Genomic DNA, 26,362 nt, shown 5'->3' with positions numbered 1-26,362 from the left:
CAAGTCGTATATATCGCGACATGGGCTTGACGCCCGGTAAAACCCTCTGACAGACTTTTGTCTGCTTAGTGCTGGATTTACTTCCAACGGCGTTCTTGCCGGTTCGACCATGAGACAGTGCCGTCTTCGCAGGTCGGAGGATTTCTAATGCTCCATTTCACACGCAGCCGTGCACGTCGGTCCGCAGCTGGTGGGTTGGCCGTCATGGCCGGTCTCGTTGCCGGCCTAGCCCTCGCTGGCCCCGCGTTGGCCGCCCCGCCGCCCCAAGCGACCGAGAAACCATCGAGCACACTGGTCGATCCGCCCGAGCTCTATGTGGACCCGTACAGCTCTACCCTCACGGCCGCGGCCGGCCTCACCGGCCAGGCGAAGACCGACGCCGAGCTGCTGGGCAGCTACCCCACGGCGACGTGGCTGACCCAGGGCACGCCCGCGCAGGTCGAAGCCAAGACGGCCGACGTCGTCGGCCGTGCGAGCACGGCAGGCAAGATCCCGATGCTCGTCGCGTACAACATCCCGTTCCGTGACTGCGCCGGGTACTCCGCGGGCGGCGCGACGACCGTCGCCGAGTACGAGGCGTGGATCGACGGCGTCGTCGCCGGTATCGGCGACGACACGGCCATCGTTGTCCTCGAGCCGGACGGGCTCGGGATCATCCCGTGGTACACCAACATCGACGCCACGCTCGAGTCGTGCCGCCCGTCCGAGGCCAATCCGGTCACGGCGGCGCAGGATCGCTTCGACATGCTGAACTACGCGGTCGACGAGATCGGCGCGCTGCCCGGCACGACCGTCTACCTCGATGCCGGCAACAGCGCCTGGCTCACCGTGGGCGACAACGTCTCGCGGCTGATCCGCGCGGGCGTGCAGGATGCGGACGGCTTCTTCGTCAACACGTCGAACTACCAGTACACGGCGAACTCCACGGCCTACGGCAGCTGGGTCTCGTCCTGCATCGCCTATGTCACGCAAGTGGTCCCCTTGAACTACTGGGGCTGCCCCAACCAGTACTGGAACGGCGGTCCGGCCACCGGCTGGTCCGGTGTGGCGATGAACAACTACGGCGTGTGGTCGGCGGGCAACTCGAACCCGGCCCTGAACACGTCGGGCATCGACTCCCGCTACGACCTGATCCTCGGGTCGGTGGAGCCGTCGACGCACTTCGTCATCGACACGTCGCGCAACGGCCGCGGCCCGTGGGACTCCCCGGACGGCGTCTACAGCGATCCGCAGGAGTGGTGCAACCCGCCGGGCCGCGGACTCGGGCCCCGTCCCACGCTCGACACCGGCAACGCGCTCGTCGACGCCCACCTGTGGATCAAGGTTCCCGGTGAGTCCGACGGCAAGTGCTATCGCGGTACGAGCGGCCCGAACGACCCCGCGCGCGGTATCGAGGACCCCGCGGCCGGCGGCTGGTTCGTGCAGCAGGCGCGCGAGCTGATCGTGCAGGCTGTGCCGACCATCCCGTAAGCAGCCCGTCGCACGTCGGGACCCGATCCTCACCCCGAGGTCCCGACGTGCGACGGCACGCCTGCCTGCTTCCCTCCGGGCCGACTGGTCAGAGACAACCGCCCACGCCGCCGTCGTACAGTGCCACCATGTCCGACCTCCCCCTGCGCCGCCTCGGGCGCTCCGGCCTGTCCGTTCCCGTCGTCGGTCTGGGGTGCAACAACCTCGGCCGCGCCGGTACCGTCACCGAGACCGCGGAGGGCGCGACGGCCCTGGTCGACGCCGCGATCGACGCGGGCGTGACCTTCTTCGACACCGCCGACGTCTACGGCGCCCGCCGCGGGCTGTCCGAGGAACTGCTCGGCGCCGCGCTGAAGGGCCGCCGCGACGACGTGCTCGTCGCCACGAAGTTCGGGGCCAGCATGCACGGCGCCAACGGGAACGACTTCGGCGCTCGCGGCTCGCGCCGGTATATCGTGCGCGCCGCCGAGGCGTCGCTGCGCCGGCTCGGGACCGACTGGATCGACCTCTACCAGCTGCACACGCCCGACCCGGCGACCCCGATCGACGAGACGCTCGCCGCGCTCGACGACCTGGTCAGCTCCGGCAAGGTGCGCTACGTGGGCCACTCGAACTTCAAGGGCTGGCAGGTGGCCGACGCCGAGCACGTGGCCCGGTCGACCGGCAGCACCCGGTTCGTGTCCGCGCAGAACCACTACTCGCTGCTCGCCCGCGAGGCGGAGCGCGAGGTGCTGCCGGCCGCCAAGGCGTACGGCATCGGCGTCCTGCCGTACTTCCCGCTGGCGAACGGCCTGCTCACGGGCAAGTACTCGGGCGGGGCCCGGCCGGACGGCTCGCGCCTCGTGATCGCGAAGCCCCAGCTGCTGGAGACGGCGCCGTGGGAGGCGCTGGACCGGTTCGGCGCGTTCTGCCGGGAGCGGGGCGTGGCCGAGATCGACGTCGCGTTCTCGTGGCTCCTGTCCCGGCCCGAGGTGTCGTCCGTGATCGCCGGGGCGACCCGGCCGGAGCAGGTGCGCCGCAACGCCGAGGCGTGGTCGTGGACGCCGACACCGAAGGACCTGACGGAGCTGGACGCCATCTTCCCGTCCTGACCCAGGTCGTTGAGTGCGGGCTATTTGTTGCTCATACGGCTTCGAGACAACAAATAGCCCGCACTCAACGATGGGTAGCGTGGGGCGCATGAGTCTTTCGTTTCGGCAGGTCAATGTGTTCTCCCCGGCCCCGACGGGCGGCAACCCCGTCGCCGTCGTGCACGACGCCGACGGCCTCACCGACGACCAGATGGCCGCCTTCGCCCGGTGGACCAACCTGTCCGAGACCACGTTCCTGCTCACCCCGACCGACGAGGGGCGGGATGGCGGCGCCGACTACCGCGTGCGGATCTGGACCCCGGGCGGCGAGCTGCCGTTCGCCGGGCATCCGACACTCGGCACCGCGCACGCCTGGCTGGAGGCCGGCGGCGAGCCCGCCGGGGAGGGCGTGGTCCAGGAGTGCGGCGTGGGCCTCGTGCGGCTGCGGCGCGACGCCGTCGGCGACGGGTACCGCCTGGCGTTCGCGGCCCCGCCCCTGATCCGCTCGGGCGCGGTCGACGACGCCGACGTCGCCCAGATCGCCCGGTCGCTGCGCATCGACGTGTCCGACGTCGTCCGTTCGGCCTGGGTCGACAACGGCCCCGGCTGGGTGGCGGTCCAGCTGCAGGACGCCGACGCCGTGCTCGCGCTCGAGCCCGACTTCGCGGTGATGGGGGACCTGAGGCTCGGCGTCGTCGGCGAGTACGGCATCGGCGTGGTGGGCGAGTACGCGGCCGGCGAGCCCGCCGTCGAGGTGCGCGCGTTCGTGCCCTCGCTCGGCGCGGGGGAGGACCCGGTGACCGGCAGCCTCAACGCCGGCCTGGGGCAGTGGCTCGCCGGCGACGTGCTGCCGTCGGCCTACGTCGCGTCGCAGGGGACGGCGCTGGGCCGCGAGGGCCGCGTGCACGTCGAGAAGCTGCCGGACGGCGGGGTGTGGGTCGGCGGCGACACCGTCTCGACGATCGTCGGTCAGGTGGGGTTCTGAGGAAAGGCCTTCCGGGCGACCAGCGCGAACAGCCGCTCCAGCGGGCCGCGGCCCAGGAACGCCCGCCACAGCGTCGCAGCGGCCAGGCTGATGAGGACCATCCACCCGAGCGGCTCGTTGTCCGGGGGATCGAGCAGGTCCCAGTAGGTGCGGGTCCACCACCAGATGGCGGCGATCTGCACGGAGTAGACGGTCAGCGCCAGGGCGCCGACGGCGGCCAGCGGCGTCACCACGACCAGCACGGCCGACCGCACGACCCGCCCGAGCCACGCGGCCGCGCCCGCGGCGCCCATGCCACCGCCCACGCCGGCGGTACCCGCGCCAGCGCCGCCGCCCAGCACAGCACCGACAAGCAGACACAGCCCCAGCACCCCGAGCGCGAACCCGCCGGAACCCAGGGCCTCGAACATCGTGTCGTCGTGCGGGCCCTCGAGGTACAGGCCCGCCAGCGGAGGCCACGGATCGCCCCAGACGGGCGGCGGCACGACGCTCTCGGACGACGTCATGGCGAGCTGACCGTCGATGGCGACCAGGCCTCCGGCGTCGGCCACCAGGGTCGCCGAGGCGAGCGAGCTCACCGTGGCCAGCCCGAACCCGCCGGCGACCAGGGTGAGGTGCAGCGTCGGCGACCGCAGGTCGCAGCGGCCCACCGCCAGCCCGGCGAGCACGTACGCCATCCAGACCAGGGCCGGGTAGTGGCCCGTGAGCAGGAAGTCGGTGGCGGCGCCGGAGCCGTCGTGCGGCGCGCGGAGTCCGGCCCGGGCGAGCGCCTCCGGCCCGTAGTACACGAGGAACGGGCCGACCACCGCGATGACCAACGCGAACGCCGCGAGCCGGGCGGGCGGCATCCGCAGGAATGGCAGGGCGAGCACGAAGTACGCGGCATAGAAGCCCAGGATGAGGAGCACGCGCGTCCCGAACAGGTCCAGCACCGCGACCAGGGCCAGCAGCAGCACGGCCCGGACCAGGATCCGGGACCGCGCGGTGCGCATCGCCTCGCCCGTGAACGGCGTGGAACCGCCGGAGACCAGCGCCAGGGACAGCCCGGCGACCGTCGCGAACAGGATCGACGAGCGCCCGTGCGCCAGGTTCAGCCAGCCCTCCAGCGTGCCGATGTCCGCGCTGGTGACGCCCACGTGCGCCGTGAACATGCCGAGCACCGCGATGCCCCGGGCGAGGTCGGCGCCGACCACGCGGCCGGGGCCGCCGAGCAGGTTGCGGCCGATCCGGGCGAGTGTTCCGTCGACGGTTTCGCGGGACGCTCCGCGGGCGACCGCGGCGGGGCGGCCGGACGGCTGGGCAAGCGTGGGCATGCGGGCATCCTTCCGTGTCGCCGACGCCGACGCGCGCTGGCCACGCCGTCGGGCAGCCTGCTGGGCCGACTGCAGGGCGAGCGGCCGGACAAGCCGTCCCGAGGGATGAGAACGCAGATGTGCGGCACTGCGCGTCGCACATACAGTGCGCCCATGACCGGCAGCGCCAGCGAGCACGACATGGCCCGCACTGACACAGCCCGCACCAACCCGTCGGGCGGCCCCAACGGCACGGCCCGCGACCGGGCCAAGCCCGCGGGCACCGACCCCATCGACGCGGTCGACGCCCCCAGCAGCCTGTCGCGCCTGAGCGGCCACGACCAGAACAACCCCGGCGCGGTGAAGGACCTCACCAAGGAGTCCGAGTCGTACACGCACGGGCACCACGAGTCCGTGCTGCGCTCGCACCGCCGTCGGACGGCGGCCAACTCCGCCGCATTCCTGCTGCCGCACCTGCTCTCCGACATGACGCTGCTCGACGTCGGCTGCGGGCCCGGGACCGTCACCGTCGACCTGGCGGAGCGGCTGACACAGGGCAGCGTCGTCGGCGTCGACGCCTCCGACGACGTCCTGGAGTCCGCCCGCGGCCTCGCCGACGCGCACGGCACCAAGAACATCAGCTTCGAGCACGCCAACGCGTACGAGCTGCCGTTCGAGGACGGCTCGTTCGACGTCGTCTTCGCGCACCAGCTCCTGCAGCACCTCTCCGACCCGGTCGCGGCCCTGCGCGAGATGAAGCGCGTCGCCAAGCCCGGCGGGTTCGTCGCCGTGCGCGACGCCGACTACGAGGCCATGGCCTGGTACCCGGAGTCCGCGGAGCTCACCGAGTGGAACATGCTCTACCACGAGGTCACCCACACCTACGGCTTCGAGCCCGACGCCGGACGCCGCCTCGCCTCCTGGGTGCGCGACGCCGGCTTCGACCCCGCCACGATCGAACCCGGCGCGAGCGTCTGGTGCTACGCCACCCCCGACGACCGCACCTGGTGGGGCGGCCTCTGGGCCGAGCGCTGCACCCAGTCCAACTTCGCGGTGCAGGCCAAGGACTCGGCGCTCGCGGACGACGTGGCCCTCGAGCAGCTCGCCCAGGGCTGGCGCGAGTGGGCCGAGGCCCCGGACGGCTGGTTCGCGGTCCTGAACGGCGAGGTCCTGGCCCGGGCGTGAGCGTCCCGCCGTCGGGCACGTAGATTGGGCCCGTGCGTATCGCTAGATTCACCACCGGAGACGACCCCCGATTCGCCCTCGTGCAGCAGGAGGGCAACAAGACCTTCCTCGCCGTGCTGGGCGGCGACCCCCTGTACATGCCGGCCATGCCGACCGGCGAACGCATCGAGCTGGGCGACGGCGTCCGGCTGCTCGCCCCCGTGATCCCGCGCTCCAAGGTGGTGGCCGTCGGCAAGAACTACGTCGACCACGCCAAGGAGATGGGCGGCGAGGTCCCGGCCAGCCCGCTGCTGTTCTTCAAGCCGAACACGTCAGTGGTCGGCCCGGACGACCCGATCGTGCTGCCGGACTTCACGCAGGAGGTCTCCTACGAGGCCGAGCTCGCCGTCGTCATCTCGAAGGTGTGCAAGGACGTGACCCCGGAGAAGGTGGGGTCGTACATCCTGGGCTACACCGTGGCGAACGACGTCACCGCCCGCGACGCCCAGCGGACCGACGGCCAGTGGGCGCGCGCCAAGGGCTTCGACACCTCCTGCCCGCTGGGCCCCTGGATCGACACGGACCTCAACCCGGAGGACGTCGGGGTGCGCTCGCGCGTCAACGGCGAGCTGCGGCAGGACGGCCGGACCCGGGACATGGTGTTCGACGTGCCGTTCCTCGTGTCGTACATCTCCGAGGCCATGACGCTGCTGCCCGGCGACGTGATCCTCACCGGGACGCCCGCGGGCGTCGGCAAGATCGACCACGGCGACCGGGTCGAGTGCGAGGTCGAGGGCCTGGGCGTCCTGGCCAACCCCGTGCTGCGCCGCTGAGGATGCCGGGCGCTGCGCTGCTGCATCACGACGCGTCGCGGGTCCTGCGCGCGTGGACCGGGCCGACGCCGGAGCAGGAACGGCTCCGGGCGCGGTACGTCCGGCACCTCGACGGGCACGAGCCTTCGGCCGGCACGGGATCCGGCGTCTTCCGCGACTCCGTGCCCGACCACCTCACGGCGTCGACCCTCGTGCTCTCGCACGACGGCGGACGCGTGCTGCTGACCCTGCACGCCAAGGCGCGGCGCTGGTTCCAGCTCGGTGGCCACCTGGAGGCGGCGGACCGCACGCTGGCCGACGCCGCCGGGCGGGAGGCGCGCGAGGAGTCGGGGCTCGCGGCGCTGTCGGTCGACCCGGTGCCGGTGCACCTCGACGAGCACGAGGTGCCGTTCTGCCGACCGGGCACGGGTGACCCGGCCCGCCCTGTGCACCACCTGGACGTGCGGTTCGTCGCCGTGGCGGGCCCGGGCGCCGAACCCGTCGTCTCGGACGAGTCGCTGGACGTGCGCTGGTGGCCAGTCGACGCGCTGCCCGCCCCCGACCTAGTGGAGCTGGTCGCGCTGGCCCGGTCGCGGGTCGGTGGAGCATGATCGGCCGATGATCATCAGGCGGTCCACCGCCCGGGTCCGGCCCGGCCTGCTCGACGAGTTCCGAACCTTCATCGAGGCGGGCACCACCCAGTTCGCGTCTTTCGACGGGTTCCTCGCGGACGCGATCGTCGTCGGACCGGACATCCTCACGTACGTGAGCTGGTGGCGCGACGCCGACGCGCTCGCGGCGTACGCCGGGCCGGGCTGGCGTACCGACCCCGTAGTGCTCCAGGACGAGGACCGCTTCCTGGTCGAGCCGCTCCGCCTACGGCATGTCGAGCTCCGGCCCGCCGAACAGGCGGACGCCCCGGCGTTCGCCGCCGTCTGGCACGCCGCATGGGGCGACGGGCACCGTGGGCTCGTGCCGCCAGAGCTGGAAGCCGTCCGGACGCGGGAGGCGTTCGGGCCGCGCGCGGCGGCCCGAGTGCCGGGCACGACGGTCGCGGTGGCGGACGTGGTGCCGGACGGTGCGGGGCACGCCAACGGTTCGGGCGGGCCGGCGGCCGGGGGAGTGCCCGGGCTGGGCATCGTCGGGTTCGTCACGGTCGAGGGCGACGAGGTCGAGCAGCTCTTCGTCGCCGCGGACCAGCGTGGCTCGGGCGTCGCAGCCGACCTGCTGTCGGCGGGCGAGGAGCGGATCGCCGCGGCGGGACACCGCGAGGCCTGGCTCGCCGTCGTGGCGGGCAACGCCCGCGCGCGGCGGTTCTACGAGCGCCAGGGCTGGTCGGACGGCGGCCCGCTCGACTACCAGGCGGAGACCGCCGAAGGGCTCGTCCCCGTGCCGACGCGTAGGTATGTGAAGCGCCTGGCGGGCGGCCGGTCGGGGTCCTGAGCGGCCGACATTCGTGGCTGGTAGAACGCCCGGCGCGCACCATGGACTCATGGAGACGATCCGACCGCATGCAGACGATCCGACGGTTCCCGGTCCTGACACCGGTGACGCTCGGCATCAGGGCCGCGGTGCACCCGCCGCCGAGATGCGGATCCGCTACCTGATCGCCGCCGCGATCGGGATGGTTCTCTACTCCGTGGCGCTGACCGTCATTGGGCTGTGGTCCGCTTTGGGTGCGGACGCCGCGGGCGAGGACGTGGACCTCTGGCCGATCGGTGCTCTGGTCGGGGCGATCTTCTTTGGCGTCGTCCTCGCCTTGCTCGTCTATGTGGTGGCGGTGGTGGGCGATCAGATCGGCCGTGCCCTGGGGCGGCACGAAGTGCGCTCCGTGGCCCTCGCCCAGGGTGGGGTGCTCGTCGTGGTCGACCTGGTGCTCGTCGTCTGGCTCGGCACGTCAGGGGAGACGCCCTGGCCGACGGCGCTGGTACTGCTCGGTGTCCTCCTGCTGGCAACTGTCCCGGGGTGGCTGGTCGTGGGCGTCGTCCCATGGTTCGTCGGACGGTCGGAGACCGGTGACAGCAGCTCCCGCGGCGTCGACGAGGAGCCCAGCGAGACGGACGAGGACCTTGACGTCCGCCGGGAGATCGCGATCCAGGAGGCGCTGGACCGGGTTCGGGCACGCGAGAACCGATGACCGCGGCCTGGTGTGGGCGATGGGCCTAGGCTTGTCCCCGTGACGTTCCCCGCTCCTGGCAGCTCTCCGATCCGTGTCCGCTTCGCGCCGTCCCCGACTGGCATGTTCCACGTGGGTAGCGCGCGATCCACGCTGTTCAACTGGGCAGTGGCGAAGCAGCAGGGCGGCACGTTCGTGCTGCGCATCGAGGACACCGACGCCTCCCGCAACCAGCCTGAGTGGGTGGACGGGATCCTGGCCGCGATGGAGTCGCTGGGGATCAGCACGGAGGACCCGGCCTTCGAAGGCCCGTACTTCCAGTCCAAGAACCTCGAGCTTCACCAGCAGGCCGCGATGCGCCTGTTCCAGGCGGGCGTCGCGTACTACTGCGACTGCACCCGCGACGCCGTCATGGCGCGCACCGGTAACCAGCAGACCGGCTACGACGGCTTCTGCCGGGACCGCGGTCTCGAGTACGCCGAGGGCCGGGCGCTGCGGTTCCGCACCCCGGACGAGGGGGAGACGCACGTCGTCGACCTGATCCGCGGCAACCCGACGTTCCCGAACAAGACCCTTGAAGACTTCGTCATCGCGCGCGGCAACGGCACGCCGGTGTTCCTGCTGGCCAATGTCGTGGACGACATGGACGAGCGCATCACGCACGTCATCCGCGGCGAGGAGCACCTGCCGAACACCCCGAAGCAGCAGCTGCTGTGGGAGGCGCTCGGCGGGACACCGCCCGTGTGGGCTCACCTGCCCGTGCTGGTCAACGAGAAGCGGCAGAAGCTATCGAAGCGGCGCGACAAGGTCTCGCTGGAGTCGTTCTTCGAGGAGGGCTACCTCCCCGCCGCGATGGTGAACTACCTCATGCTGCTCGGCTGGGCGCCGGGCAACGACGAGGAGATCCTGCCGTTCGACGAGATGGTGAGCCGCTTCCGGATCGAGGACGTGAACTCCTCCCCGGCGTTCTTCGACGTCAAGAAGCTCACCGCCTTCAACGGCGAGTACATCCGCGCCCTGAGCGTGCCCGAGTTCACCGAGGCCTGCGGCCCCTGGCTGCACGCCCCGCACGCCCCGTGGACCGAGGAGCAGTTCGACGCCAAGGTGTTCGACGCCGTCGCGCCGCTGGCCCACTCCCGCGTCGCCCTGCTGTCCGAGATCACGAACAACGTCGACTTCCTGTTCCTCGACGCCCCGGCCATCGACGAGGACTCCTGGAACAAGGCGATGAAGGCCGGCGCTGCCGAGCTGCTCGCCGACGTCCGCGCCGCGCTCGCCGAGGCAACCTGGGAGGCCGAGGTGCTCAAGGACACCGTCACGAGCGTGGGCGAGGCGCACGGCATGAAGCTGGGCAAGGCGCAGGCCCCGGTCCGGGTCGCCGTGACCGGACGCCGGATCGGCCTGCCCCTGTTCGAGTCGCTCGAGGTGCTCGGCCGGGAGCGCACGCTCGCGCGCATCGAAGCGGCGCTCGCCAGCCTCGCCGAGAGCGCCGCCCGGACCGACGCGGAGGTGTCCGCGGGGGCCGAGTGATCTGGTCTAACGTGGCGGGCGTGACCGACGCCTTGAATCCTGACGCCGCGCCGCCCACTCCACCGTCGCCCACTGCGCTCTCGCCCCAGCCGGTGACGCCCCAGCCGGTGACGACCCCCGCACCGCGCGAGTACCCGCAAGCCCTCCGCGGCCCACGGCACCGGTGGTGGCGGCCGATCCTCGGGCTGGTCGCGATCACGGCGTCCGTGGTCGTGCTGGCCGGGGCGCTGCTGCTGTACGCCCTCGGCTACACGATCGCGCAGGCGATGGGCGCGCAGCTCCCGGACCCGACGACGGTCCCCGACTCCTGGTTCGTCTCGCCGGCCGGGATGCTCGTGACCAACCTCGGCCTCGCTCTCGGGATCCCGCTCGCGCTCGTGGCGACCTGGGCGCAGGCCGGGCGCGCGGGCCTGGTGTCGTCGGTCCTGGGCCGCGTGCGCTGGCGTCTGCTGCTGGGCGCGCTCGGGGTGTCGCTGCTGCTCCTGGTGCCGCTGTCCCTGGGCAGTGACCTCCTGGTGACGCAGCTCGGGCTGGCGCCCGAGCTGCCCGCCGACCCGGGCGCCGACGACTCCGGCTGGTGGCCGCTCACCCCGGCCTCCGGCTGGGTAGCGCTCAGCCTCGTGATCCTGCTGACCACGCCGCTCCAGGCCGCCGGCGAGGAGTACTTCTTCCGCGGCTGGCTGTCGCAGTGGATAGGCAGCCTGCTGCGCTGGCGGTGGCTCGCCCTCGTCGTGCCCGCCGTCGTGTCCGCGCTCCTGTTCGCGTTCGCGCACGGCGCGCAGAGCCCCTGGCTCTTCGCCGACCGGCTCATCTTCGGCCTGGTCGCGAGCCTGCTCGTCTGGCGGACGGGCGGGCTGGAGCTCGCCGTCGGGCTGCACGCCGCGAACAACCTCTTCGCGTTCGGCCTCGCCATCGCCTACGACGGCCTGGAGGACTCGCTCCTGATCACCGAGGTGGCGCCCATCGAGGGTGTGGTCAGCATCAGCGTCACGCTCGTCACCGCGGCGGTCCTGCTCTGGTGGGCCCGACGCCGCAAGCCCGCCGTGGTCGTGCCCGAACCGGTGACGCCCGTCCCGGCGGTGGCCGCCGCCGTCGCACCCGGCCCGGTCGCACCAGGCCCGGTCGCGCTCGGCCCGGTCGCACCCGGCCCGGTCGCGCTCGGCCGGCCCGAGGGAGACACGGCATGACGATCGACGGCATCCTCTTCGACGTCGACGACACCCTCGTCGACACCAAGGGCGCCTTCGCGAAGGCGCTCGCGGCCGTCCGTGCGGAGTACCTGCCGAACGTCCCGCCCGAGCGCGAGCCGGAGCTGGTCTCGCACTGGCGCACCGACCCGGGCGGCTACTACCGCCGCTACACGAGCGGCGAGATGGACCACGTGACGCAGCGGCGGCTCCGGGCGGAGCTGCTGCACCAGACGTTCGGCGCCGCCCCGGTCACGGAGGAGTCCTTCGAGGCCTGGGACGCGCTGTTCTGGGGCACGTTCGAGAAGTCGTGGGCGGCGCACCCGGACGCGCGCGCGGCCGTCGACACCGTCGTCGCCGCGGGGATCCGCGTCGGCGTGGTGACGAACGCCGCCACGGACCTGCAGGAGCGCAAGCTCAAGCTGGCCGGGCTGCCCGGCCTGCCCGTGCTCGTCGGGGTCGACACGCTGGGCTTCGGCAAGCCTGACAAGCGGGTGTTCCTCGAAGGCGCGCGGCTGCTCGGCACGGCCCCGGCCCGGACTGCGTACGTGGGCGACGAGCCCACCGTGGACGCGCTGGCGGCCCACGAGGCGGGCCTGACCGGCGTCTGGCTGGACCGGGCGGGCCATCGGCGCGGCCCGGGCTACACGGGCCCTCCGCTGCCGGACGGCGGGCAGGGTGACCTGCAAGATCCGGCCGCCCTGCGGGCGGCGGGCGTCGTCGTGATCGAGACGCTGGCGGACCTCCCGGCGGCCCTCGGCTACGGCCCGCGGTAGGCCTGGACGACACGCGTGACGGACGGCACCCTCATTCCGTTTTGCCCACCGTCCGAGGTCAGGTAGTGTTCTCCAGCGGTAAGGCCTCCACGGAAAGCCTGTAGGAAACAGGTGTATCCAGGCAGGTTGTTACCCCCATGGGGTATGGTGTAATTGGCAGCACGAGTGATTCTGGTTCACTTAGTCTAGGTTCGAGTCCTGGTACCCCAGCGCAGAGCGCAGCGCACGCACGGCCAATGTGTAACCTCGGCTGGTGCGCTAAGGTCTCACCGGCAACCGGTCCGTAACCGGTAGTTCAGGCCCCCATCGTCTAGCGGCCTAGGACGCCGCCCTCTCACGGCGGTAACGCGGGTTCAAATCCCGCTGGGGGTACGCAGGTCCTTCGGCTTCGGCCGACGGATCCGTTCAGGCCCCCATCGTCTAGCGGCCTAGGACGCCGCCCTCTCACGGCGGTAGCGCGGGTTCAAATCCCACTGGGGGTACAGCAGGAAGGCCCGGTCCATCAGGACCGGGCCTTTCGCCGTCTCGGGGGCGGTCTTGCGGCGTCAGCGCATCTTCGGGTCCTTGCCGCCCTCGATGAACGGCTCGGGTCGCACCTCGGAGGCGTCCCGGTCGGCGGTCGGCCCGCCGGGCACATGCTCGCCGGCCGCGTCCCGTGCGCGGGCGAGCCTCGCCGCCAGGTTGGCCCGGGCCTGCTCCGCCGCGCCGCCGGCCGCCGGCGTCGGCCCGGCCGCCGGCGTCGACCCAGGCCCAGACCCGGAGGCCGACCCTGACCCCGCGCCGTCCGCCGTCGGCCCGGCGCCCGTCGCCGCCCAGGTGACCCCCGGGCGCTCCTCGCTGCCCGGGACCGTGGCGTCCTGGCCGGTGCTGTCCTCGGCCGCGCTGTCCGAGGCCGCCGGGCTCCGGACGATCGGCAGCTCGATGCGCTGCGTCCGCGGGTTGCTGCGCCGTCCGATCCGCGGCATGAGTGCGGGCGGCGGGGTAGCGGCGGGCGCGTCCGACGACGGCGCGGCCTGCGGCCGGATGTCCGGGTTGGCCTGCGCGGCGGCCTCGGCGTCGGCGGCGTCCGGATGGAAGAGCGACGCGATGATCAGGCGGTACCGGGAGTCGGGCCGGGGGATCCAGGTGACGCGGTCGAGGGCCTGGTCCTGCCCGGCGGTCTCGAAGATGAAGGTGCCGTAGCCGAGCAGCTGGCCCATCGGCGTCCGCTCGTACCCGAGGTCGGTCACCTTCTCCGAGGGCATCATCGCCACCCGGTGCACCAGGAAGCCGTCCAGGAGGAGCAGTCGGCGGTCGGTCACGACGAACCATCTGGCCCGCCACTCCAGCCACTTGTAGAACAGCCGGGCGCCCAGGACGACGAACGGCAGCCAGACCCAGCCGAGGTCGTCGCGGACGTTCGGGTCGACGGCGACGAGGAGGGCCAGGGCGAGCACGAACGCGCCCGCCGTCGTGAGGATCGGCTCCCAGAGCATGCCCCAGTGCCGGTGGGTGGCGATGACGATCTTCTCGTTCGCCAGGACGTACCGCTGCAGGGCGCGGTTGGGGACGGCAAAGTCCGCTGTGGCGCTCATGCGGGTCTCCCCGGAAACGGTCGGATGCGGTCGCTCGAACCGACGGACTCCCCTGGCTCGGTTCGGAGGTGGGGTCCGATGTGGTCGAGTCTTGCCGCCGACCCTACGTCGTCAGCGGCCGATCGACCCGGTGAAGAGCTCCTCGAAGAACGTGCCGATGTTCGAGATGGCTCCCCAGATGACATCCCAGAGCGCGAGCACGACGTCGGCGGAGCGTTCAGGATCGTTGATGACCGAGTACAACAAGAAGATCACGACGACCCAGATGATGATGAGTCTCACCCTTGGCGGCATCTGATTCCTCACGACATGGGTGCGTGCGCCCCTAATGTGCACACGTCTCGGAAGAGAGTACTGACCCCACGCGGACCTGGGGAATCACCTGGACCGGCGTGGCGGGGCAACTCTCACGGACCGCTCACCAGCCGCACACGCCATGCGCACGCGGCAGCGTTATTCGCCGGACCGGTGCAGCACCTCGGTGAGCTTGTTCGCCGCGGCGACGACGGCGGCGGAGTGCAGTCGGCCGGGCTGCCGGGAGAGACGCTCTACCGGCCCGGACACGCTGACGGCGGCCACGACCCGGCCCGACGGGCCGCGCACTGGCGCCGACACGGAGGCCACGCCCAGCTCACGTTCTGAGACGGACTGGGCCCACCCACGGCGTCGGACGCCGGAGAGGATGGTGGCCGTGAAGGTCGCGTCACGCAGCCCGCGGTGCAGCCGGTCCGGCTCCTCCCAGGCGAGAAGGACGTGGGCCGCGGAGCCGGCGCTCATGCTGAGCGTCGCACCCACGGGGATGGAGTCGCGCAGGCCGACCGGGCGCTCGGCGGCGGCGACGCACACGCGGTGGTCACCCTGCCGGCGGTAGAGCTGCGCGCTCTCGCCCGTGTGGTCGCGCAGCGCGATGAGCACAGGGTTCGCGGCCGCCAGCAGGCGGTCCTCACCGGCGGCCGTGGCCAGCTCGTTGAGGCGCGGACCCAGCACAAAACGGCCCTGCATGTCGCGGGCCACGAGGCGGTGGTGCTCGAGTGCTACGGCCAGCCGGTGCGCCGTCGGGCGGGCCAGACCGGTCGAGGAGACGAGCTGCGCCAGGGTGGCCGGGCCCGCCTCGAGTGCCCCGAGGACGGACGCCGCCTTGTCCAAGACGCCGACTCCGCTAGTATCGTCCATACCGCGATATTGCCGTCTCGGAACGTGAGATTGCAAGTCGAGGTCCAAAGTTGTTTCTGACGAGGAGGCGAACCGCAATGGCCGGCACGCTGGCAGAGAAGGTCTGGGAAGCGCATCTGGTGCGCCGAGGCGAGGGTGGCTCGCCTGATCTTCTCTACATCGACCTGCACCTGGTGCACGAGGTCACGAGCCCGCAGGCGTTCGAAGGGCTGCGTCTTGCCGGACGGCAGGTGCGGCGCCCCGACCTCACCATCGCCACCGAGGACCACAACACCCCGACGCTCGACATCGATCGGCCGATCGCCGATGTGACGAGCCGCACACAGATCGAGACGCTGCGCGCCAACGCCAAGGAGTTCGGCGTCCGGCTGCACAGCCTCGGCGACGCGGACCAGGGCATCGTCCACCAGGTGGGACCGCAGCTCGGGCTCACCATGCCCGGCCTGACCGTCGTGTGCGGCGACTCGCACACCTCCACGCACGGCGCGTTCGGCGCGCTCGCGTTCGGCATCGGCACGTCGGAGGTGGAGCACGTGCTCGCCACCCAGACGCTCCCGCTGGCGCCGTTCAAGACGATGGCGATCACGGTGAACGGGACGCTGCCCGCGGGCACGACGTCGAAGGACATCATCCTGGCGATCATCGCCAAGATCGGCACCGGCGGCGGGCAGGGCTACGTGCTCGAGTACCGCGGCGAGGCCATCCGGGCGCTGTCCATGGAAGCTCGCATGACCATCTGCAACATGTCGATCGAGGCCGGCGCCCGCGCGGGCATGATCGCGCCGGACGAGACCACGTTCGAGTACCTCGAGGGTCGCCCGCACGCGCCCCAGGGCGAGGACTGGGACGCCGCGGTCGAGTACTGGAAGACGCTGCGCACCGACGACGACGCCGAGTTCGACGCCGAGGTGGTGCTGGAGGCGGCCGACCTGGAGCCGTTCGTCACCTGGGGCACCAACCCGGGGCAGGGCCTGCCGCTGTCGGCGTCCGTGCCGGTCCCGGCGGAGATCGCCGACGAGGGCGAGCGCGAGACCGCGGCGAAGGCCCTGGAGTACATGGGCCTGACCGGAGGCACGCCGCTGCGCGACATCGGCGTGGACACCGTCTTCATCGGTTCCTGCACCAACGGGCGCATCGAGGACCTGCGGTCCGTCGCGAAGGTGATCAAGGGCCGCCACAAGGCCGACTCCGTGCGGGTGCTCGTGGTGCCGTCCTCGGCCCGCGTGCGGCTGCAGGCGGAGGCCGAGGGCCTCGACGTGATCTTCAAGGAGTTCGGCGCCGAGTGGCGCAACGCCGGCTGCTCCATGTGTCTGGGCATGAACCCGGACCAGCTCGCGCCGGGGGAGCGTTCGGCGTCGACGTCGAACCGCAACTTCGAGGGGCGGCAGGGCAAGGGTGGGCGCACCCACCTGGTCTCGCCGCTGGTCGCCGCGGCGACGGCGATCCGGGGCACGCTGTCGAGCGTGGGCGATCTGGACCTGCCCTACGAGATCGACATCACCACGTTCGACGGCACGCCGCTCGACGGCGTGGGCGCATCCCCGCTGGGCGAGTCCGTCGTCGACCTGCCCATTCCCGTAGCGATCGGGTCCGCTCCGAGCGGGTCCGCTGCCGGCCAGCCCGCGCTGCGCTGAGAGGAGCACAGACCATGGAGAAGATCCACACCCACACCGGTGTCGGCGTCCCGCTGCGGCGCAGCAACGTCGACACCGACCAGATCATCCCCGCCGTGTACCTCAAGCGGGTCACGCGCACCGGGTTCGAGGACGCGCTGTTCGCGGCGTGGCGGGGCGACCCGTCGTTCGTGCTGAACCAGGAGGCGTACTCGAAGGGGTCCGTGCTCGTGGCCGGGCCCGACTTCGGCACCGGCTCCTCGCGCGAGCACGCCGTCTGGGCGCTCAAGGACTACGGCTTCCGGGTCGTGCTGTCCTCCCGGTTCGCCGACATCTTCCGCGGCAACTCGGGCAAGCAGGGCCTCGTCACCGGCATCGTCTCGCCCGAGGACATCGAGATCCTGTGGAAGATCCTCGAGACCAAGCCGGGCACCGAGGTGACCGTCGACCTCGAGGCGAAGACCGCGACGGCCGACGACGTCACCGTGCCGTTCCAGATCGACGACTACACGCGGTGGCGGCTCATGGAAGGGCTCGACGACATCGGGCTCACCCTGCAGCAGGCCGACGCGATCGCCGCGTTCGAGGAGACCCGGGAGTCGTGGCGTCCGAAGACGCTGCCGGCCCGGCACCTGCCGTCGGTCGAGATCGAGGCGGCCCGCCCGGTCTGACCTGCCCGCGCGGGTCGAGCTTGTCGAGACCTGTCTCCACGATGCTCTACAGCGTCGGTGGTCCCTGGCGCACCTTCTCCAGAAGAAGCTCCGGGGTCACCGTCGCCGGGTCCCACCACGAGTCGATCCACCACGTGGCCCCGGCGTCGGCCATGGCCCGTGCCTGGTCGGCCGCCACGGCGGGGTCGGGCGAGAGCTTGCCCTGCGCGACGACGTCGAACGGACCGTCGGAGACCCGCTCGACGTTGTCGCGATGCGTCGCCAGCCACTCGGTGAGGCCCGCGACGGCGTTCGGGAGCGGCTCGTCCTCGGTGCCCCGCAGCTGCGGCACGACGCCGTCCCAGCGCAACGCGCGCCGGAGGTTCTTGGCCGGCGGGTTGTGGGCGTCCCACACCCCGACGGGCCACACCGGGATGTGCCCGTTCACCGGCGGCTCGGGGAAGCGGAACTCCCCGGTGCTCAGGTGCGTGCCCTGGAACTCGAACGGCTCGCCCTTCCAGGACTCGGCGAGGAAGGTGAGCACGTCGTCGAGGAGCTCGGCCCGTTCGCGCAGGCCGGTGGGCTGGCCGGGTACCGACGTGAACGCCTGGTCGATCGTCACGCCCACTCCCATGGGTAGCACGAGCCGGCCGCCCGACAGGTGATCGACGGTCAGCGCACGCTGGGCGAGCTCCCACGGCCGGTGACGCGGTCCCGCGAAGACCATGGCGCCGAGCGTGATCCGCTCGGTGACGGTCGCTACCGCGCTGAGCAGGCCGAACGGATCCCAGGTGGCCGAGGGCCAGTCGCCCATGCTGATCGCGTCCCACGTGAAATAGCCGTCCCAGCCGTGCTCCTCGCATTCCCGCGCGAGAGCCACCTGCTGTGCGGGCGTTCCGAAACTGCCGATGAACCCGAACTTCATCGTTCCCCTCCCGTTGCGTCCGGCGGTCGGCCCACGTCCATGACCGACCTCCGTCACGCTACGCCGGGACACTGACACTCGGGCGGCGTCGGCCCGGCCGCCGTCGTCGGACGCCGTACCCGTGTGCCGGATCCCGGCACTGACCTCCCGCGCCATTAGGGTTACCGCGTGACACAGAAGCCCGTGGTGGAGATGTGGACCGATGGCGCCTGCAAGGGCAACCCGGGCCTCGGCGGCTGGGGTGCGCTCCTGAAGGCGGGAGAGCACAGCAAGGAGCTGTTCGGCGGGGAGAAGGTCACCACGAACAACCGCATGGAGCTCACGGCCGTGGTCGAGGCGCTGCGGGCGCTCAAGCAGCCGAGCGACGTCACTATCCACGTCGACTCGTCGTACGTGATGAACGGTATGAAGACCTGGATCGTGGGCTGGAAGCGCAACGGGTGGAAGACCGCGAGCAAGCAGCCGGTGAAGAACGTCGACCTGTGGCAGGAGCTCGACGCCGAGGTCGCCAAGCACACGGTGCGCTGGGTCTGGGTCAAGGGCCACGCGGGCGACCCGGGCAACGAGGCGGCGGACGCGCTGGCCAACAAGGGCGTCGACAGCGTGCGCTGACGGCCCCGCGAGGGCCGTCCCGCGACCCTGGTCGAGGTCGTGTCGAGGGTCGTAGCGATAACGAGACCGATGTCACGTCACCACGATTCGCGCGCACTAATACCCTTGACCCATGGCTTCCCACTACGACGTCGTACTCCTCGGTGCGGGCCCCGGCGGCTACGTCGCCGCCATCCGCGCTGCCCAGCTCGGCAAGTCCGTTGCGGTGATCGAGGAAAAGTACTGGGGTGGTGTCTGCCTCAACGTGGGCTGCATCCCCTCGAAGGCCTTGCTCCGCAACGCCGAGCTGGCACACATCTTCACTCACCAGAAGGACTTCTTCGGCATGGCCGGGGACGTCACATTCGACTTCGGGAAGGCCTGGGACCGTTCGCGCACAGTCGCGGACGGTCGCGTCAAGGGCGTGCACTTCCTGATGAAGAAGAACAAGATCACGGAGCTCGACGGCCGCGGCACGTTCCGCGACGCGAACACCATCGAGGTGGCCCTCAACAAGGGCGGCACCGAGACCGTGACCTTCGACAACGCGATCATCGCCACCGGCTCCGAGGTGCGCCTGCTGCCCGGCGTCGAGCTGTCCTCGAACGTCGTCACCTACGAGGAGCAGATCCTCACGCGCGAGCTGCCCAGGTCGATCGCCATCGTCGGCGCTGGCGCCATCGGTGTGGAGTTCGCCTACGTCCTGAAGAACTACGGCGTGGACGTCACGGTCATCGAGTTCCTCGACCGTGCGCTGCCTAACGAGGACGCTGACGTCTCCAAGGAGATCGCCAAGCAGTACAAGAAGATCGGCATCAAGGTGCTGACCTCGACGGCCGTCCAGACCGTGAAGGACGACGGGAGTTCCGTCACCGTCTCCTACAAGGGCGTCAAGGACGACAAGCCGGGCGAGCTCGTGGTGGACAAGGTCCTCATGGCCGTCGGCTTCGCCCCCAACGTCAGCGGGTTCGGGCTCGAGAACACGGGCGTGCAGCTCACCGACCGCGGCGCCATCGCCATCGACGACTACATGCGCACCAACGTGCCGCACATCTACGCCATCGGTGACGTCACCGCCAAGCTCATGCTGGCGCACGTCGCGGAGGCGCAGGGCGTCGTCGCCGCCGAGACCATCGGCGGGGCCGAGACCCAGACGCTGGGCGACTACCGGATGATGCCGCGCGCGACGTTCTGCTCCCCGCAGGTCGCGTCGTTCGGCCTCACCGAGCAGCAGGCCAAGGACGAGGGCTACGACGTGAAGGTCGCCTCGTTCCCGTTCATGGCCAACGGCAAGGCGCACGGCCTGGGCGACCCGACCGGCTTCGTCAAGCTGGTCGCCGACGCCAAGTACAACGAGATCCTCGGCGCGCACATGATCGGCCCGGACGTCTCGGAACTCCTGCCCGAGCTGACGCTGGCGCAGAAGTGGGACCTCACGGCCGACGAGATGGCGCGGAACGTGCACACGCACCCAACGCTGTCGGAGGCGCTGCAGGAGTCGATCCACGGCATCACGGGGCACATGATCAACTTCTAGTTGATCCCTCGGCCGTCATCGGCCGTCGAACCTGGTCAGAGGCCCGGATCCGCGGAATTCCGCGGGTCCGGGCTTCTTCGCGTCCGGGGCGTCGTGGACACCTATCGGGGACCTGGTGACCTCAGTCGGCGATGTCGCCGTAGATGATGCCGCGGCCGTTGGTGGCGAGGTAGACGCGGCCGTAGATCCACGGGTCGCCGGTGATGGCGGCGCCCTGGTAGGCCCACTGGTGGTCGTCGTCGTTGATGCGGATCCAGCGGTTCCCGCCGTCGGCCGAGCGGTAGATCGCGGACTTGCCGCCGATCCGCGCGGAGCTGTAGATCGCCGGGTAACCGGACTTCTTGGACGCCTTGCCGAAGCCGACCGACTCTGCCGTGTCGAACTCGGCGATGCGCTTCCAGGTGGCGCCGCCGTCCCTGGAGCGCCACATGCCGCCCGCGACGCCCTCCTTCTCGTCCCCGCGCCCGGCGAGCCAGACGTGGTTCTTGTGGCCGGGGACGGCGCGGAAGTCCTCGACGCCCGCGGTCGGCAGGCCAGTCGCCCCGGTGTCGGTGAACGTCGCGCCCCCGTCGGTGCTCCGGTAGAACGTGCCGCCCGAGAATGAGTACAGGACCGACGCCTTGACGCGGTCGGACCGGATCTTCGCTCCTGCCGGGAGCCCTTGTACCGGGTGCCACGTCTCGCCCAGGTCGGTGCTGTACACCGGAGTGACCTCGGTCTCGCTCGGCGACCAGACGATCGCGGACGCGTCGGCGGTGATCGCGACGGTGCCGGCGTGGCCGTCGCCGGGGACGCCCTCGACGCGGGACGCGTTCCGCCAGGTCCTGCCGCGGTCGGTGGAGACGCCGACGTGGCCCTTCTCGTTGCCGTGCACCCTGCCGGTGCCGACGATGATGCTCGGGTCGGACTGGGCGAAGTCGACGCTGGTGCCCGTGGACCAGTCGGTGTCGATCATCGGCTCGGCCCGGCCGAGGTCGGTGTGGACGAACCCGCCGACGTCGCCGACGGCGGAGACGAGCGTGCCGCCGACTGCCGCGAGGTCGAGGACCGCTGTCTCCTCCACGCCTTCGGCGCGCACGCCGACCGTGAACTTCTCGATCGGCAGGGCGACGCGCTGACCGGCTCCGTTGTCGCCGACGAGCTCGCCTTGCTCGTCCCACCGGGTCAGTTCCTCGGTGCCCCAGATGGTGGCGCCGGTGCCCCACATGATGCGGTCGGAGTTGTGGGGGTCGATCGCCAAGGCCTCGATCATCCACCCGTGCTTGACCGCGTACTGCGGGCCCTGGTCCTCGCGGTTCCAGGACAGCCACGGGGATCCCGAGCTGTCCATGACGAACCGGTCGGTGCGGTCCTGGCCTTCGGCGTAGTCCCAGCTGAGCGACCAGGTCTGTCCCGAGTCGGTGGAGCGGTAGAGGATCTCGTCGGGCGCCCAGTTGTTGCACGTGGAGGCCATGAGAGTGCCGGGGTTCCTGCGGTCGACGGTGACCCCGCCGAACCCCGGGATCCCGCCTCTCGGGTTGTACCCGGGGGTGACGTCGGCCCATTCGCCGGTCTGGGTGGCCAGGCGCCAGATCTGGCCGCCGTTGCCCGAGCCGGGCGCACCGTTGTAAGGGCCGGGGTCATAGCTGGTGATGACGTACAGATAGCCGTTGGTGTTGTCCACGGCGGACTGCTTGGGGATGGTGCGGTTGCCGTCGACCACGCCGAGCGCCTCCGCGGCACCGGGCACCGGCTGCCAGGTCGCTCCGTCGTCCTCGGAGACGTACAGCGGGTCGTCCGGGTCGGCCACACCGACGTAGATCCTGCCGCCGATCTGGTCGAAGTCGATCCAGATCACGCCCTGGTTGTCGGCGGTGTACGGGTTGGCTGGATCGACGACGAAGTTGCCAGGGTTCGGGAACTCCTCGACACGCGCCCAGGTGCGGCCGTGGTCGCGTGAGCGCCACAGCCCGTTGCCGTTCGGGGTGCCGAGGTACAGCTCGGCGTTGTCGGCCGGGTTGACGACGAGGCGCTCGCCCATGCCGCGGCCGGGCATGTTGCCGCCCTGCTTGAACGGGAGCTCGGCGACGCCCCACGTGTCGCCCTTGTCGTCGGAGTAGAGCACGGCGCCGTTGTTGGGGTCCCAGTCGACGGTGTAGGTGCCGACGGCGGCGTAGACGCGGTTGGTCTCGACCGGGTCGGTGGCCATGGAGACGACCCCGGCGTAGCCCCAGTTGTCGCGGCCGACCCAGTCCAGGAGCGGCTTCCAGGTCCGGGAGTCCTCCTGCCAGCGGTAGCAGCCGCCGATGTCGGTGCGGGCGTAGACGAGGTTCGGCTCGGTCTCGTTGAAGACGATGCCGGGCACGAAGCCGCCACCGTTGACGACGGCGTTCTTCCAGCTGTAGACGCACGCGCCGGGCGCGTGGGCCTTGGCCTGTGCCGGCGTTTGCGGGAGGCCGACCGCGACCGCGGCCGCGCCGATCGACGCGAGGAAAGTGCGTCGTTTCATGATGCTCTCCTTGGTGGTCTCTTCATCGAGATGCCCTTCGACGCGCACTGTGGTCTCGCGCTCCCAGAAGCGTCGAAGCGCTTCGACCATCGAAGCGGCGAAGTGAGACGGTGTCAACCCTTGCGTGACGTAAAACTGGACCTGTTGCCAGGCGAAACGCTTCGACTCCTGGCTCCTTGCCGAGGCGTCAGAAGGTGCGGCGGCCCACTGGATGAGCATGCCGAACTGGGTGCCCCAGTCTCCGATGTGTTCTGCCGGGTCACGTCCGCGCCCAGGTGCCCCAGGACGCGCACGAGGGCGTCGCAGATGACGGACGAGCGGAGGTAGCTGACGTGCATCTCCTTGGCGACGTTCGGCGCCGAGTAGTCGACCACTACCCGCTCACCGGTGCGGGGTGTGGTCAGGCCCAGCCGGGACGATCCAGTGCGTCCAAGCCACATGATCAACCTGTCTTCGCGTGCCAAGGTGTAGTGGACACCTACGTCACCGGTCCGGACGCTCGCCGAGCTGCAGCGCCCCGCCCGCGACGAAGCAGACCGCCCCGACGAACGTGCCCCAGTTGACCAGGCCCAGGTCGACCACGGTCGAGGTGGCGGGCCGTGTGAATGCCGCGAGCCCGGCCAGGAAGAAGAACACCGAGCCCACCTGGTTGACGGCCACCACCCACCAGCCCAGCTCGTGCGGCCGCACCCCGATGCGGCCGTGGCAGACCTCCACCAGGGCGAGGTGCCCCGAGACGAGAAAGCAGATGCAGCCCAGCATGTCCGGCAGCCAGATCCACCCGTTGGACTGCCGCGCCGTCAGGTCGGACGCGAACGCGGCGACCAGGCTGACGCCGAAGAACAGGGTCCCCGCGAACAGCACGGCCACGCTGAGCCAGCCGATCTGCCGCGGCAGCCAGGACCACCACGTCCACGCCGTGGCGCTCAGGGTGCCGCGCTCGTCGATGTCGGTGGGCACGTTCGACGCCTGCACCACCGAGGCGTAGCCGCCCGCGCTGAAGAACAGCCCGCCCACGAGGTAGACCGTGTCGACGCCGCGGACGCTGCCGACGCCGAACTCGGCCAGCAACGGGCCCAGGGCGAACATCGCTCCGCCGATCATGAAGGCCACGCCCGCGACCACGTTGATCCTGGCCAGACGGGCCGCGGTCGTGGGCTCCGCCCCGACGACCCGGGTCAGGGCGCCGCTCGCGTCCCGGACCTCGACCCGGCCCCGGCGGCGCACGGCTCGCGAAGCCCACCGGACCGACGACCCGTCGACGAGATGCCAGGTCATCCGGGTGATGAACCCGCCAGAACGCTCGACCCGCCCCAGCGCCCACCGCGCCGGACGAGCAATTCGCGGGCCGTGCGGCGCGTCGTCAGCCACCTTTCGAAACTAGCATTCCGCGATCCGGCCCGTCGGGCGGGAGGGGCCGATAGCCTGCCGCTCAGAGCGGCTCTGACGACCGACACGTCACATCCTCTCGGGTGCCTGGATGCCGAGGAGGTCCAGGCCGGTGGCGAGGGTCTGACCGGTGAGGTCGCACAGAGCGAGCCGGTTGGCGCGCACGGCGTCGTCGTCCGCCTTCAGGACGGGGCAGGCGTCGTAGAACCTGGTGAACGCGGTTGCCACGTCGTAGAGGTACCCGCACAGCCGGTGCGGTTCGAGGGCGAGAGCGACGTCGCGCAGGGTGGCGTCGAAGGCGTCGAGGATGAGCGCGAGGGCCTTCTCGGTGGGGTGCGCCGGGAGCGTGACGTCCACCGGAATGACACCGGCCGCGGTCATCGGACCCTGTACCGCTGCGGCGTCCGCCTTGCGGAGGATGGAGCGGACGCGTGCGTGCGCGTACTGCAGGTAGACGCCGGTGTTGCCGGTCGTGGCGACCATCTGGTCCACGTCGAACACGTAGTCCTTGGTGCGCGTGTTCGACAGGTCGGCGTACTTGATCGCGGCAATCCCGGCGGCGTGCACGACGGCGTCGAGCTCGGCGTCGGCGAAGTCGTGCTCCTTGGCCTCCAGGACGGTGCGGATGGCGGCCTCGGCGTCGTCGAGCAGGTCGGCCAGCCGCACGGTCTTGCCGGAGCGGGTCTTGAACGGGCGCCCGTCGGTGCCCAGCACGGTGCCGAACGGGACGTGCTGGGTCTGGACGGCCTCGGGCAGCCAGCCGGCGCGGCGAGCGGTGTCGAAGACCATGCGGAAATGGAGGGCTTGGCGGGCGTCGACGACATAGAGGATGCGGTCGGCCTTGTAGTGGTCCACCCGCAGCCGGATCGTGGCCAGGTCGGTGGCCGCGTACCCGAAACCGCCGTCCTTCTTGCGCACGATCAACGGCACGGGCTCGCCTTCGGGGCCGGTGACGCCGTCGGTGAAGGTGACCACGGCCCCGTCGGACTCGGTGGCGATACCGGTGCGGAGTAGTTCATCGACGACGTCGGGCAGGGCGTCGTTGTAGCGGGACTCGCCGTCGAAGTCACCGCCGTCCAGCAGGACCCCGAGCCGGTCGTAGATGACCTCGAACGCCTTCTCCGACTCGGCGACCAGGTCCCGCCACACGCCCAGGGTCGCCGCATCGCCGGCCTGCAGGGCCACGACGCGGGCACGGGAGCGGTTCGCGAACGCCGGATCGGCCTCGAACTCGGCCCGGGCAGCCTTGTACAGGCCATCCAGAGCAGACATCGTCTCGGCGCCTCGGCCCTTCCACGACACCCGCGGATGCTCGTCGAGGTACTGGATGAGCATGCCGAACTGGGTGCCCCAGTCCCCGATGTGGTTCTGCCGGGTCACGTCCGCGCCCAGATGCGTGAGGACGCGCACGAGCGCGTCGCCGATCACGGACGAGCGCAGGTGGCCGACGTGCATCTCCTTGGCCACGTTCGGCGCCGAGTAGTCGACCACCACCCGCTCACCGGTGCGGGGTGTGGTCAGGCCGAGCCGGGCGTCGGCGAGCCGCGCGGCGACGGCCGACCACACCAGGTCGTCGGGCACGGTGATGTTCAGGAATCCCGGACCCGAGACCTCGGCGGTGAGTCCGGCCAGGCGCCCAGCGACGTCGGCCCCGATATCGCGCGGGGAGCGTGCGGCCTTCTTGGCCACGGCGAGCGTGCCGTTGGCCTGGAAGTCGGCGCGGTCGGATCGTCGGACCACCGGGCCGGTGCCGGCCAGCTCGGCCGGGAGCACCTTGGACAGGGCGGCTTGCACGGCCGCCTCCACCTGGTCCTTGATCGCCACGACGTCGGACACGCGTGAACCTTTCCATCGGGGTTGTGTGTGGGCCCGGCCCTGAGCGGGCGAGGTGGTGGCCAGTCTAGGAACGAGCGGGTGCTGACGGCCTATGACCGCTGGATGCCGAGGACGGCGGCCTCGACCACTCGTGGTCCGGGGTGCTCCAACGGGATGGCGTCCATGATGACTTCGTGTCGGCGGG

General features: G+C 71.0%; 24 protein-coding genes and 3 tRNA genes. 18 read left to right on the top strand and 9 right to left on the bottom strand.

The window, feature by feature from the left end; translation table 11 throughout:
• The first annotated feature begins 204 nt into the window (after positions 1-204).
• The 3 genes from ACFT2C_RS15965 (at position 205) to ACFT2C_RS15955 (ending at position 3,525) form a co-directional block, all read left to right on the top strand.
• Positions 205-1,470 carry a glycoside hydrolase family 6 protein gene (locus tag ACFT2C_RS15965; RefSeq protein WP_377208043.1) on the top strand — a complete coding sequence of 422 codons (1,266 nt, stop codon included), beginning with the start codon at positions 205-207 and terminating at the stop codon, positions 1,468-1,470.
• Between the two features lie 128 nt (positions 1,471-1,598).
• Positions 1,599-2,561, top strand: coding sequence for an aldo/keto reductase (locus ACFT2C_RS15960; protein ID WP_377208042.1), 963 nt, complete (start codon positions 1,599-1,601; stop codon positions 2,559-2,561).
• Between the two features lie 88 nt (positions 2,562-2,649).
• Complete coding sequence (locus tag ACFT2C_RS15955) at positions 2,650-3,525, top strand: PhzF family phenazine biosynthesis protein (RefSeq protein ID WP_377208041.1); 876 nt, start codon at positions 2,650-2,652, stop codon at positions 3,523-3,525.
• Here ACFT2C_RS15955 and ACFT2C_RS15950 read toward each other — a convergent pair.
• Positions 3,510-4,838: a heparan-alpha-glucosaminide N-acetyltransferase domain-containing protein gene (locus ACFT2C_RS15950; protein WP_377208040.1), complete on the bottom strand. Its 1,329-nt coding sequence runs from the start codon at positions 4,836-4,838 to the stop codon at positions 3,510-3,512. The two genes, ACFT2C_RS15955 and ACFT2C_RS15950, sit on opposite strands and share 16 nt — an antisense overlap.
• A 153-nt stretch (positions 4,839-4,991) precedes the next feature.
• Between ACFT2C_RS15950 and ACFT2C_RS15945 the strand changes: the two genes are divergently transcribed.
• From ACFT2C_RS15945 to ACFT2C_RS15895, 11 genes are all read left to right on the top strand, one after another.
• Entirely contained in the window at positions 4,992-6,002 is a 1,011-nt protein-coding gene (locus ACFT2C_RS15945) for a class I SAM-dependent methyltransferase (protein ID WP_377208039.1), read from the top strand.
• Positions 6,003-6,034: 32 nt separating this feature from the next.
• Entirely contained in the window at positions 6,035-6,814 is a 780-nt protein-coding gene (locus ACFT2C_RS15940) for a fumarylacetoacetate hydrolase family protein (protein WP_377208038.1), read from the top strand.
• Positions 6,815-6,816: 2 nt separating this feature from the next.
• Positions 6,817-7,404: an NUDIX hydrolase gene (locus ACFT2C_RS15935; protein ID WP_377208037.1), complete on the top strand. Its 588-nt coding sequence runs from the start codon at positions 6,817-6,819 to the stop codon at positions 7,402-7,404.
• 7 nt (positions 7,405-7,411) lie between these two features.
• Positions 7,412-8,236: a GNAT family N-acetyltransferase gene (locus ACFT2C_RS15930; protein WP_377208036.1), complete on the top strand. Its 825-nt coding sequence runs from the start codon at positions 7,412-7,414 to the stop codon at positions 8,234-8,236.
• Between the two features lie 49 nt (positions 8,237-8,285).
• Entirely contained in the window at positions 8,286-8,930 is a 645-nt protein-coding gene (locus ACFT2C_RS15925; RefSeq protein WP_377208035.1) for a hypothetical protein, read from the top strand.
• 39 nt (positions 8,931-8,969) lie between these two features.
• A complete protein-coding gene (gene gltX, locus ACFT2C_RS15920) occupies positions 8,970-10,439 on the top strand; it encodes a glutamate--tRNA ligase (protein ID WP_377208034.1) in 1,470 nt (489 codons plus the stop codon).
• 20 nt (positions 10,440-10,459) lie between these two features.
• The gene (locus ACFT2C_RS15915; RefSeq protein WP_377208033.1) at positions 10,460-11,626 is read left to right on the top strand and encodes a CPBP family intramembrane glutamic endopeptidase; all 1,167 of its coding nucleotides are present in this window, start codon (positions 10,460-10,462) and stop codon (positions 11,624-11,626) included.
• Positions 11,623-12,402 (top strand): HAD family hydrolase, encoded by a 780-nt coding sequence (locus ACFT2C_RS15910; RefSeq protein WP_377208032.1) that lies wholly within the window; start codon positions 11,623-11,625, stop codon positions 12,400-12,402. Before ACFT2C_RS15915 ends, ACFT2C_RS15910 begins: the two co-directional genes overlap by 4 nt.
• Positions 12,403-12,540: 138 nt before the next feature.
• Positions 12,541-12,612, top strand: a tRNA-Gln gene (locus tag ACFT2C_RS15905).
• Positions 12,613-12,701: 89 nt separating this feature from the next.
• A tRNA-Glu gene (locus ACFT2C_RS15900) sits at positions 12,702-12,774 on the top strand.
• A 37-nt stretch (positions 12,775-12,811) separates the two neighbouring features.
• Positions 12,812-12,884: transfer RNA gene (locus ACFT2C_RS15895), tRNA-Glu, on the top strand.
• A gap of 63 nt (positions 12,885-12,947) precedes the next feature.
• Here the strand turns inward: ACFT2C_RS15895 and ACFT2C_RS15890 are convergent.
• The 3 genes from ACFT2C_RS15890 to ACFT2C_RS15880 form a co-directional block, all read right to left on the bottom strand.
• Complete coding sequence (locus ACFT2C_RS15890; RefSeq protein ID WP_377208031.1) at positions 12,948-13,976, bottom strand: PH domain-containing protein; 1,029 nt, start codon at positions 13,974-13,976, stop codon at positions 12,948-12,950.
• Positions 13,977-14,087: 111 nt separating this feature from the next.
• Complete coding sequence (locus ACFT2C_RS15885; RefSeq protein WP_377208030.1) at positions 14,088-14,258, bottom strand: hypothetical protein; 171 nt, start codon at positions 14,256-14,258, stop codon at positions 14,088-14,090.
• 171 nt (positions 14,259-14,429) lie between these two features.
• Entirely contained in the window at positions 14,430-15,149 is a 720-nt protein-coding gene (locus ACFT2C_RS15880) for an IclR family transcriptional regulator (RefSeq protein ID WP_026365378.1), read from the bottom strand.
• 77 nt (positions 15,150-15,226) lie between these two features.
• On the opposite strand from ACFT2C_RS15880, the gene leuC reads away from it, so the two are divergent.
• Both leuC and leuD read left to right on the top strand, forming a co-directional pair.
• Entirely contained in the window at positions 15,227-16,783 is a 1,557-nt protein-coding gene (leuC, locus tag ACFT2C_RS15875) for a 3-isopropylmalate dehydratase large subunit (protein ID WP_377208029.1), read from the top strand.
• 14 nt (positions 16,784-16,797) lie between these two features.
• Complete coding sequence (gene leuD, locus ACFT2C_RS15870) at positions 16,798-17,433, top strand: 3-isopropylmalate dehydratase small subunit (RefSeq protein WP_377208028.1); 636 nt, start codon at positions 16,798-16,800, stop codon at positions 17,431-17,433.
• Positions 17,434-17,479: 46 nt separating this feature from the next.
• Here the strand turns inward: leuD and ACFT2C_RS15865 are convergent, their stop codons facing one another.
• Complete coding sequence (locus ACFT2C_RS15865) at positions 17,480-18,337, bottom strand: LLM class flavin-dependent oxidoreductase (protein WP_377208027.1); 858 nt, start codon at positions 18,335-18,337, stop codon at positions 17,480-17,482.
• 192 nt (positions 18,338-18,529) lie between these two features.
• Here ACFT2C_RS15865 and rnhA point away from each other — a divergent pair, with 192 nt between their 5' ends.
• Together rnhA and lpdA are read left to right on the top strand one after the other, a co-directional pair.
• A complete protein-coding gene (gene rnhA, locus ACFT2C_RS15860; RefSeq protein WP_377208063.1) occupies positions 18,530-18,949 on the top strand; it encodes a ribonuclease HI in 420 nt (139 codons plus the stop codon).
• 112 nt (positions 18,950-19,061) lie between these two features.
• Positions 19,062-20,465, top strand: a complete 1,404-nt coding sequence (gene lpdA / locus ACFT2C_RS15855) for a dihydrolipoyl dehydrogenase (protein ID WP_377208026.1) — start codon at positions 19,062-19,064, stop codon at positions 20,463-20,465.
• A gap of 121 nt (positions 20,466-20,586) precedes the next feature.
• Here lpdA and ACFT2C_RS15850 read toward each other — a convergent pair whose 3' ends face one another.
• The 4 genes from ACFT2C_RS15850 to argS form a co-directional block, all read right to left on the bottom strand.
• Positions 20,587-22,953, bottom strand: coding sequence for a xyloglucanase (locus ACFT2C_RS15850; RefSeq protein ID WP_377208025.1), 2,367 nt, complete (start codon positions 22,951-22,953; stop codon positions 20,587-20,589).
• A gap of 113 nt (positions 22,954-23,066) precedes the next feature.
• Positions 23,067-23,291 carry a hypothetical protein gene (locus ACFT2C_RS15845; RefSeq protein WP_377208062.1) on the bottom strand — a complete coding sequence of 75 codons (225 nt, stop codon included), beginning with the start codon at positions 23,289-23,291 and terminating at the stop codon, positions 23,067-23,069.
• Positions 23,292-23,436: 145 nt separating this feature from the next.
• On the bottom strand, positions 23,437-24,324 hold the full coding sequence (locus ACFT2C_RS15840; RefSeq protein ID WP_377208024.1) for a hypothetical protein: 888 nt from the start codon (positions 24,322-24,324) through the stop codon (positions 23,437-23,439).
• An 87-nt stretch (positions 24,325-24,411) separates the two neighbouring features.
• On the bottom strand, positions 24,412-26,178 hold the full coding sequence (gene argS, locus ACFT2C_RS15835; protein ID WP_377208023.1) for an arginine--tRNA ligase: 1,767 nt from the start codon (positions 26,176-26,178) through the stop codon (positions 24,412-24,414).
• Positions 26,179-26,362: the final 184 nt, after the last annotated feature.

Origin of the sequence: Promicromonospora sp. NPDC057138 (assembly GCF_042670845.1) — a bacterium.
In the GTDB taxonomy this organism is placed as follows: domain Bacteria; phylum Actinomycetota; class Actinomycetes; order Actinomycetales; family Cellulomonadaceae; genus Promicromonospora.
This window is presented reverse-complemented; position numbering and strand designations above follow the sequence as displayed.